The 8,956-nt window shown below is 51.4% G+C and carries 9 protein-coding genes; 4 read left to right on the top strand and 5 right to left on the bottom strand.

Annotated features, from left to right (window positions below; translation table 11 throughout):
• Positions 1–43: 43 nt before the first annotated feature.
• On the top strand, positions 44–283 hold the full coding sequence (locus Q8O92_03960) for a hypothetical protein (GenBank protein ID MDP2982467.1): 240 nt from the start codon (positions 44–46) through the stop codon (positions 281–283).
• A 29-nt stretch (positions 284–312) separates the two neighbouring features.
• On the opposite strand, the gene Q8O92_03955 is transcribed toward Q8O92_03960, so the two are convergent.
• Positions 313–501 carry a hypothetical protein gene (locus Q8O92_03955; protein ID MDP2982466.1) on the bottom strand — a complete coding sequence of 63 codons (189 nt, stop codon included), beginning with the start codon at positions 499–501 and terminating at the stop codon, positions 313–315.
• 38 nt (positions 502–539) lie between these two features.
• On the opposite strand from Q8O92_03955, the gene Q8O92_03950 reads away from it, so the two are divergent.
• The 3 genes from Q8O92_03950 to Q8O92_03940 all read left to right on the top strand — a co-directional run bounded on the left by Q8O92_03950 (position 540) and on the right by Q8O92_03940 (position 4,270).
• Entirely contained in the window at positions 540–2,006 is a 1,467-nt protein-coding gene (locus tag Q8O92_03950) for a trypsin-like peptidase domain-containing protein (protein MDP2982465.1), read from the top strand.
• Between the two features lie 26 nt (positions 2,007–2,032).
• Positions 2,033–2,890, top strand: a complete 858-nt coding sequence (locus tag Q8O92_03945; GenBank protein ID MDP2982464.1) for an RNA polymerase sigma factor RpoD/SigA — start codon at positions 2,033–2,035, stop codon at positions 2,888–2,890.
• A 426-nt stretch (positions 2,891–3,316) separates the two neighbouring features.
• Complete coding sequence (locus Q8O92_03940; protein MDP2982463.1) at positions 3,317–4,270, top strand: M23 family metallopeptidase; 954 nt, start codon at positions 3,317–3,319, stop codon at positions 4,268–4,270.
• On the opposite strand, the gene Q8O92_03935 is transcribed toward Q8O92_03940, so the two are convergent.
• The 4 genes from Q8O92_03935 to Q8O92_03920 all read right to left on the bottom strand — a co-directional run.
• Complete coding sequence (locus Q8O92_03935; protein ID MDP2982462.1) at positions 4,161–5,588, bottom strand: CCA tRNA nucleotidyltransferase; 1,428 nt, start codon at positions 5,586–5,588, stop codon at positions 4,161–4,163. The genes Q8O92_03940 and Q8O92_03935 overlap by 110 nt on opposite strands.
• A gap of 237 nt (positions 5,589–5,825) precedes the next feature.
• Positions 5,826–7,166 (bottom strand): FGGY family carbohydrate kinase, encoded by a 1,341-nt coding sequence (locus tag Q8O92_03930; protein MDP2982461.1) that lies wholly within the window; start codon positions 7,164–7,166, stop codon positions 5,826–5,828.
• Between the two features lie 231 nt (positions 7,167–7,397).
• Positions 7,398–8,300 carry a dihydrodipicolinate synthase family protein gene (locus Q8O92_03925; GenBank protein ID MDP2982460.1) on the bottom strand — a complete coding sequence of 301 codons (903 nt, stop codon included), beginning with the start codon at positions 8,298–8,300 and terminating at the stop codon, positions 7,398–7,400.
• Positions 8,301–8,416: 116 nt separating this feature from the next.
• The coding region (locus Q8O92_03920) for a hypothetical protein (protein ID MDP2982459.1) at positions 8,417–8,956 on the bottom strand (540 nt) is incomplete at its 5' end.

Here is an 8,956-nt window from a genome sequence, read left to right as displayed (position 1 = left end):
AGTGCAGAATCTGGTTGAAGTGTTGAAAAGTTTGGATACTGAAATGGCCGAGAAAGAAAAACTCTATGAGAGTCTGAGAAAAAAAACCGGAGAGGACAGGGAGGATATCAAAACAAAGGCCCAAGCAGGTATGGAGGATTTACGGAGCAAGGCCAAGGCAGGACTGGATGACCTACGGAGCAGGGCCAAGCCGGTTATCGAGAAGATGAAGGAGAAGGCCGGATCAAGTGAAAAGAACCAAAAGCCTGAGAAAGAGACAAAAAAAGCTGTTAAGAAAAAATGATCGATGGTATGGGCCGGAATAAGATTTTATCATATAAATACGGGTTCAGCATGATGAACCCCTCCCAATAAAATAACCGGAAATACCCCAGGTGTTTTATGGGTATTTTTGGTTATTTTTATTCTTTTACCCCGCATATTTTTTGAAACTATTTTCCTGTTTATGGGTTTATAGACAGGGCTATCGATAAGGTAAGGTATCGGCATCTGTTTTTTCATAATCTTCCTGTATCTAAAACGCTTTTGGGAGGTAGGTCATGGTAAAATCGTATTCCAGGCTGTTTTTCCGTCTCATCCCCCCTCTGACTCTTATAATTTTAGTCGCTGTTTTTACTCTGCATATTTCCGCACAGCCTTCTTCCGCACCTCAGAAGGTTGCTGCGCCTTTGTTCGCCCAGCCTCAAAGCCCCTTTGTCAAGGTGTATGAAAAAGTGGCGCCCGCGGTGGTGAAAATTGATGTTAAAACTGAAGTGACACGGCAGATTGATCCATTCTTTCAGCAGTTTTTCAAAATCCCCCAGAATCAAAAAAGATTACAGCAGGGAATGGGTTCCGGCGTCATCATCGACCGTGAAGGACATATTCTTACCAACAACCATGTTGTTGCCGACGCCAAGGAAATCAAGGTGATTCTGAGCGATAATGAAAAGTTTGATGCCACTGTGGTGGGGACAGACCCTGATACAGATGTGGCGGTGATCCAATTGAAAATGAAGGAAAAGTCGTTGCCTGCCAACTATGTGGCCGATCTGGGCGATTCCGATCAGCTCAAACCCGGAGACTGGGCCATTGCAATTGGCAATCCCCTGGGGCTGGACCGTACCATAACAGTCGGGGTGATCAGCGCCCTTGGCCGTACCGGTCTTCAGGCGCAGGGCGGACCGAAATTTCAGTATTTTATCCAGACCGATGCCCAGATCAATCCGGGCAACTCCGGCGGGGCGCTGGCTGACATCAATGGAAAAGTAATCGGCATTAATAATATGTATAATCCCGATTACGCCGGCATCGGTTTTGCCATACCGATCAATATGGCCAAATCGGTCATGAATAAGATTCTTACTACCGGCAAGGTTGCCAAAGGATTCCTGGGTATTCACGGAAAGGATATCGACCAGGACACCAAGGCAGCTCTCGACCTTTCAGGCACAGAGGGGGTTCTTGTGGATCTGGTGGTTTCCAATGCACCTTCTGAAAAAGCTGGCATCAAGATCGGTGATGTCATTGTCAGTCTTGATGGAAAGACAGTGAAAAACTATGATGATTTTCTTAATAGAATCGCCTCTCAAAATCCTGGGGACACGGTAAAGCTGGAGATCATTGACAGCGGTGTGAAAAAGACTGTCCCGGTGAAACTGGCCGATCGCAGCGATTATGCCAACGCCACTCCAGGTCCGGCGACCGACGAATCTGTCTGGCGCGGAATTCATGCGGCGGGTTTGAACAGTCAGCAGTTCAATTTCCCCGAAAGTGTCAAGAGCGGTGTAGTGGTTACGCAGATCGATGATAACAGCCCCGCCGCTGACAGCCAGATTCAGGCGGGCGATGTGATCACCGAAATCTGGATCGGTAAAGCCCGCAAGGCGATTAAAACCGTTCAGGATTTCGATAATTTTAAAAATGAGTACAAGAACAATAAACGCCCCATGCTTATTTATCGCCTGAGAGTTTTGGATAACGGGCAGGTGATACGGGGGCTGGTATCGATAAAAGGTGAAGAATAACCTCGCAGTGACAGGAGTGTGAAAATTTGTCAAAACTTGCGAAAAAACCTTACACAAGGGAAGATCAGTCCCTTGACAGGTACCTTCAGGAGATCGGCGAAGTAGCACTTTTAACAGCGTCGGAAGAGGTGGATCTGGCCCGTGAGATCAAACAGGGATCCCAGGATGCTTTGGAAAAACTCACCAAGGCGAATCTTCGTTTCGTAGTCAGCGTGGCGAAACAGTATCAGAACCAGGGATTGTCTCTGGGAGATTTGATTAACGAAGGGAATCTGGGACTCATCAAAGCCGCCAAACGGTTTGATGAAACCAAAGGGTTCAAGTTTATCTCGTATGCGGTATGGTGGATTCGTCAGGCCATACTCCAGGCTCTCGCGGAGCAGTCACGGATTGTGCGGCTTCCGCTCAACCGGGTTGGCGCTCTGCACAAGATCGGGAAAACCTCCAGCGGCCTCGAACAGGAGTTCGGGCGTGAGCCATCCGCCAATGAAATCGCCGATGAACTGGAGATGAGCCCGTTCGAGGTAATGGATACGCTGAAGATTTCTTCACGTCACCTTTCCCTTGATGCGCCGTTCAATGACGGGGAGGACAACCGTCTTCTGGATGTTCTCGAGGATAAGTTTCAGCCCTCGCCCGATGAGAAGCTCATAAAGGATTCGCTCAAGGGTGAAATAGAAAAAGCCCTTTCCACCCTGACCGAACGGGAGGCCGAAGTGATCAGCCTCTATTTCGGCATCAACCGCGATCATTCACTTACCCTCGAGGAAATCGGAGAAAAATTCAAACTTACCCGTGAGCGTGTCCGTCAAATCAAGGAAAAGGCGATAAAACGTCTCCGTCACGCCTCGCGCTCCAAGCCCCTCAAGGGGTATTTAACCTGAAGAATGCAAGGATGACGGATGAAAAGATTTTCTCTCTCAAAGTTCGCAAAGAAAGAATGAAAAATTTTACATAGATCCTGAAACGGTTTTATCGTTCCCGCGAAGCGGCAACGAGTTCAGGATGACACGTGTCATGCCGAACTTGTTTCGGCATCTGATTTTACAGTCTCTGCGTGAAATTGTACGGATTCCAGGATTGATGATTCGACAAAAAGTTTTAAAAAGCTCTCTGAATTGGCGAAAACCTCACCCGGCCTTTGGCCACCCACTCCGAATTAGGAGAGGGTAAATATTTGGCCCGCCGTGAGTTAACCCCTCTCCAGACGAGGAGAGGGGGATAGGGGGTGAGGTTTTAAAAAGACAGAGAAGGAAGTAACATCTTCTTTTATTGCCGAATCACCTGGATTCTTTTTCGGAGAATTGTATATGGGATGGAAACAGCTTACCTTTATCCTCATTCCCCACTACCAGTCAACGATCAAACAGTTCAGGGTTCACCGTACGATCATTTACGGTACTATATTTTTCCTCGTGATGGCGGTTTTGGTCATGATATTCTACATCATCGGGTTCAAGGGGAAATCCTTTTACAACAGCAAAACCCATGAGATAATCACCCAGAATGCCGTTCTGGAGAAGAATCTTATCCTCCTGGATACAACCCTGTCGCACGTGTCTGCCAGGATAACCGTGATAGATTCACTGAATCAGCAGATACTCAGGGAGTCCAATATCTCCGACCGTGATCTGAAAACCAGCCGTTCGGGAAAAGCCGTTCAAAAGGCCGGACGTTTCCTTTCCCCGGAAAAGATATTTTCGACGATCGACCGTATGGACGTTGAAAGCCAGGCCTATGAGAAAAACTTCAGTGAGTTGTATAAAATTTTTCTGGAGCATGCCGATTACCTCCGGGGCGTTCCCTCGATACGGCCTGCGGACGGTAAGATTTTGCAGGAGTTCGGATATTCCGTGGATGAGTACACCGGCCGGAAAAAGCTCCATGACGGAGTCAGAATCTACAATGTCGAGGGAACCCCGGTGATTGCCACCGCGGATGGAGCGGTGACGAAAGTGGTGAGAAACGCCTCCGATGAGAACGGGCTGTATGTTGTCATCGACCATAAGGGTGTATACGAAACCTTTTATGCCCACCTCCAGCAGCATATCCTGGTTAATGCCGGTGACCGTGTAACCCGCGGACAAAAGATCGGATATATGGGGAGAACGGGGGTGGCGAAAATCGCTGAGGCGTCGCACCTTCTCTACAAGGTCAGGCATCATGGAACGCTGGTGGATCCGGCTCAGTACTTTTTTGCTCCGGAATTTTCCGAACTGGCGGAGAAAAATGCTCTTTTAAAAATGCAAGGGCCTCGCTCCTAGTGCTGATTTTCCCCTCCAGTTGCGCATCCATCACTTCATCCAGAATAGTTTTGAACAGCGGGCCCGGCTCTAAACCCATGGAGATAAGATCCTCTCCGGAGACCAGCCTTTCCGGGAGATTGAGAGTCCTGTTGTGTGTTCTCTCGCGGGCGATTTCCTCTTTCAGGAAGGTATAGATGTCCAGTTGGCCGTGGCTGGCAAGGCTGTCCAGGCGGTACAGTTCCAGCATTTCTTCAAACGCGGGCTGTGCCATGAACCGTCGAAGTGTGGAACGTTTCATGGCGCGGACATTCATGAACTGCATGTGCTTTCGCACCAGATCGCGGACCTGTGAAATCACGGCGCTCTCGAACCGGAGACGTTTCATGATTCTGACCGCTGTCTCGGCGCCGGCCTCGTCATGACGGTTGAAGCGGGCGCGGTCGGTCATTTTAAAGGTGGCCGGTTTCCCGATATCGTGGAAAAGAATGCCGAACGCCAGGGTCGCCGAACCTCCGCCGAACATCTTCAGCATCTGCAGGGTGTGCTCGGAAACATCACCTTCCGGATGATATTCGGGAGACTGTATCACTCCCTTGAGCGCGGATACTTCGGGGAGGATTAGTTGGAGAAGGCTGCTTTCATCGAGAAGAATAAGCGCCTGATCCGGGTGAGGCCCGGTGAACATCTTGCAAAGTTCTTCTCCGATACGCTCACAGCTTACCTCGAAAATGCTTGAAGCATTCTGCCGGATCGCCTCCAGGGTGACAGGCTCGATGCTGTACTCGAACCGCGCGGCAAACCTTACAGCCCGCAGCATCCGCAGACGGTCCTCGCCGAAGCGCTGAACCGGATCCCCTACAGTCCTGATGATGCGGTTACGGATGTCCGCGATGCCGTCGACATGATCGATGATACGGTCTTCTTCCGGATCCCAGATCAGGGCGTTTATGGTGAAATCACGGCGATTCACATCCTCGATTTCACCGGCAGGCTCGACGCTCACCGGCCGTCGTCCGTCCTGGTAAGCGCCATCCTTACGAAACCGGGCGACCTCATATATATCCTTACCGATACGCACCAGGCTGACTCCGAACTGCGCTCCCACCGGGTACACATGTTCGAACAGCCGTTCCACTTCTTCGGGAGGGGCATCGGTGGCGATATCGAAATCCTTGGGCGACTTCCCCAGCACCATGTCACGGACCGCTCCCCCTACGATAAATGCACGAAATCCGGCGCGGCGGAGAGTTTTTACGATGTCGACGGCGTTCTGTCTGTTGGCAATGATATCGGTCATGGGAGTTTTTTTCGGTTGATTATACTGGCTTTTTAACATACATTGTTTATTCCAATAAGCGTTCAAAATGGCATGATTCCCAATTTTTAACCTCACCCCGGCCCTCTCCTAATTAGGAGAGGGTGCCCGAAGGGCGGGTGAGGTTTTACGTCAATTTGAAAAATAATTGGAATTAGATCCTGAAACGAGTTCAACGATACACGATGACACGTGTCATGCCGAACTTGTTTCGGCATCTAAACACTCAAAACATGCACAATTTGGGATATAGGGAGATCATTTTTCCAAATATTTCCTTCCGAGCATCGCGGCGCCTTTCATGGAGGATTCCTCCTCGATGACGTAGGCGCAGTTCCGCATCCACCTTGTTTTTGCTCGGATCACTGCCTCATTGACCGCTCCGCCGGTCACATGGATGGCGCCGCTAAGGGGCGTATCGAGCCCGACATCCTTCAGGTGTTCCCGCTGGTACTGGCAAAGGCCCCGGATAAGGGCGGCCAAAAGCTCTTCCCGTGAAGTTTCATGAGTCATTCCCAGGAATTCTGCTTTGAGCGGCTGCTGGGAATAGCGCGAGCCCATGAGGAAGGGGACATAAGTCACTCCGCTCTCACGGTCGATCCAGGCATCGATCGCCCCGGTAAGAAAATCCCCGTAGAATTCCTCCGCAGCCATCTCGCGGCAGAAAAGGTTACGGAACCATTCCAGGGCTTTCCCGCCCGCGTTCATCACATACAGGGTCAGCCACATCCCAGGAAGAACATGGGCGCGGATATTGTACTGTATCGAAGGGAGGCAGCGGGGAAGGCATACCAGTGTGATCTCGCAGGTGCCGTTCACATTCATGATGTCCCCCGCCTCTCGGATGCCGGCGCAGTATGCGGCAAGAACGGCGTCGTTCCCTCCTATTACCACCGGAGGCTCCCGGCGAAGGCCGGTCAGAGCGGCGATTTCTTTTTTCAGACTGCCGGCGCTCTCGTGGGAATATTTAACCTCAGGCAGAAAATCGAGGGGAACATCAAACTCCGCGGCGATCCCGGCGTTCCAGGTAAGATCATTCAGCACCGTGTTGTAGAGGGCCATGAGAGAAGCAGAGGAGGGGTCTATGGCAGCTTTTCCGGTCAGCCACCGGGCCAGGTAGGTGTTGGAATGACCGAACATACGCGCCCGGGCATAAAGTTCGGGATGATTATCCCGTATCCAGAGCAGGCTGGCCAGGGAGCACCCCCCGGCGACCGGCATGTTGGCGCTGGTTTCCAGGAGCTTCGGGAGGCCGACAGTTTTGATGATGCGCTGCGCCTGGACCCGTGACCGCTGGTCGAGCATGAGAATAGCGGGATACACAGCCTCGCCCTCGCTGTCCATGGCGGTGAACCCCGGGGTAGTCCCTGAGAGGGAGATGGCATCGATCTCCCCCATAAGACCCTCCATCTCACGGCATCCTTCCAGGAAAGCCTGACGCCATTTTTCCGGTTCTATGTCGCTGAACAAGCCGTCATTGTACGTGTTCACCGCATAATGACGGGTGAATTGCCGGATCAGGGACAGGAATTCTCCCTCCGCGCGGAAAACCCCCATTTTCATGGCGGTCGTTCCTATATCAACTCCCAGAATGGTCATGTTTCGATGCACTCCTTGAATATTTTTGTGCAGATCGTTGCTATACATGAAGACATATATTATTGCGTTTCTTTTCAAAATAGATGCCGAAACAAGTTCGGCATGACACGTGTCATCCTGAACTCGTTTCAGGATCTAAACACTTAAAAACATGCGCAATTATTTATGTCGTAATATATAAAAAGAAGAATTCAGGAGCCAGAATCCAGAATGAAAGACAATTTCCCTCTTTCACCAGATATTGAATCCTTCCGCAATAATGGCCTCCCGCACCTTGTCACGTTCGCTGTCGGTCAGCGGTATGAGAGGCAGGCGCGGTTCCCCTCCCCTGAATCCCATTACGTTCATGGCCGCTTTCACTCCGGCCACCCCGTGAGTTCCTGAAACGGCGGCGTTAAGCCTTGAGAGACGGAAGTGAAGGTCGAGCGCCTCGTCGAATTTCTGCTCTGTGAAGAGCCGGAACAGGTCGCAGCAGGGCGCCGGGAGAGGGTTGGCCAGGGAAATGATACCACCGACTGCGCCCAGATGGAGCGAAGCATAGAAAAAGTTTGCAGACCCGGCGAGGATATGGAAATCCGTGGCATGGTCAAGGATGGTGAGGTAGCGGTCAGGCCCTGTCGGCGATGAATCTTTCATGCCGCAGATGTTGGCGTGACGGGAAAGCTGGATGACTGCCCTTGGGGTAAGCTGCACTCCTCCGGTGAATCCCGGGGCGTTATAGAGGAGAATCGGAATTGGAGAGGCATCCGCTATCGCTTCATAATGACCGATGAGCGCCGCATCGTTCATCTGCCTGGCAAAATAACCCGGGGTAAGGATGCTTGCGAATTCAAACCCCATCTCGGCGGCTTTCCTGGTTTTTTCGATGGTAAAGCGGGTGGTTTCGCAGGCTGTTCCGGCCATGACCACCTTGCCTGCCTTCTCTTCCGCAAATACTTCGAGAACATGAAGCTGTTCGAGGTCGGAAAGGCTGCGGAACTCTCCGTTGGAACCGAGCGCCAGGTACCCGGTGAGATCGGAATCCGCCAGCTTCCTGAGATTGTACCGCAGGTCATCCAGCATGAGCTCGTCATTCCGGAAGGGTGTGACCACCGGGGCGAAAACCCCGGTAAGTTTTTTCCTGATATCATCCATAAGCGCTGTCCTTTATCCGATAATATATGTGTGGCAGGAGATGATTACAAGATGAATAGAGCGTTTTAAGAGGCAATAATCCCACTGCGGATGCAATGATTCCTCCTTGATTCCTGTCAAAGTTCAGACTTTCCCTGCTCCAATACTAATCCTTCCGGTTCCTTCCTGAACCGATATTCGAATTTCTTTCCCCCCTTTTCAAATACAATGGAGTAGTTCCCGGTGCTGTCTGTCCTGCTGTATATGGATCGGGCTATTTTTTCGGCCTCGGATTCGGTTTCGACCGGAAGAATAAGAGCGGCAATCCGGGCGGATGATGACTGTGCTGCGGAGACTACCCCGAAGTAGGGGATCCAGGCAAACTTCACGGTCTCTATCACCGGCAGGTCGGCGTGCCAGCCCGACCGAAGACGGAAAGGGCCGTCGGTAACAGGGATGAGAGCCATAATGCCTTTTTCGCCGCGGAGGAGAGCATACCGGTCTTTCAGCGTGACCGCGCATTCTGAGTGGAACCGCGCCTCTATTTCAGCGCCCGGTTCGGAAGACACTTCGTCCAGCACTACAGTGATCGATGGTTTTTCCAGAATGAGGTGGCGGCGCCAGCCTTTCAATTCTTTACCCGGATAAGCCCCGGTGAGGTCCATGAGGGTATAGTC

The sequence above is a fragment of the Candidatus Latescibacter sp. genome (assembly GCA_030692375.1).
In the GTDB taxonomy this organism is placed as follows: Bacteria; Latescibacterota; Latescibacteria; order Latescibacterales; family Latescibacteraceae; genus JAUYCD01.
The sequence above is the reverse complement of the archived record's forward strand: the minus strand, read 5'-3'. Positions and strand labels throughout refer to the sequence as shown.

Coding starts and splice junctions, on each gene's coding strand:
- Q8O92_03960 (MDP2982467.1), top strand. CDS start 44: ATGGCCGAGAAAGAAAAACTCTATGAGAGTCTGAGAAAAAAAACCGGA.
- Q8O92_03955 (MDP2982466.1), bottom strand. CDS start 501: ATGAAAAAACAGATGCCGATACCTTACCTTATCGATAGCCCTGTCTAT.
- Q8O92_03950 (MDP2982465.1), top strand. CDS start 540: ATGGTAAAATCGTATTCCAGGCTGTTTTTCCGTCTCATCCCCCCTCTG.
- Q8O92_03940 (MDP2982463.1), top strand. CDS start 3,317: ATGGGATGGAAACAGCTTACCTTTATCCTCATTCCCCACTACCAGTCA.
- Q8O92_03935 (MDP2982462.1), bottom strand. CDS start 5,588: ATGTTAAAAAGCCAGTATAATCAACCGAAAAAAACTCCCATGACCGAT.
- Q8O92_03930 (MDP2982461.1), bottom strand. CDS start 7,166: ATGACCATTCTGGGAGTTGATATAGGAACGACCGCCATGAAAATGGGG.
- Q8O92_03925 (MDP2982460.1), bottom strand. CDS start 8,300: ATGGATGATATCAGGAAAAAACTTACCGGGGTTTTCGCCCCGGTGGTC.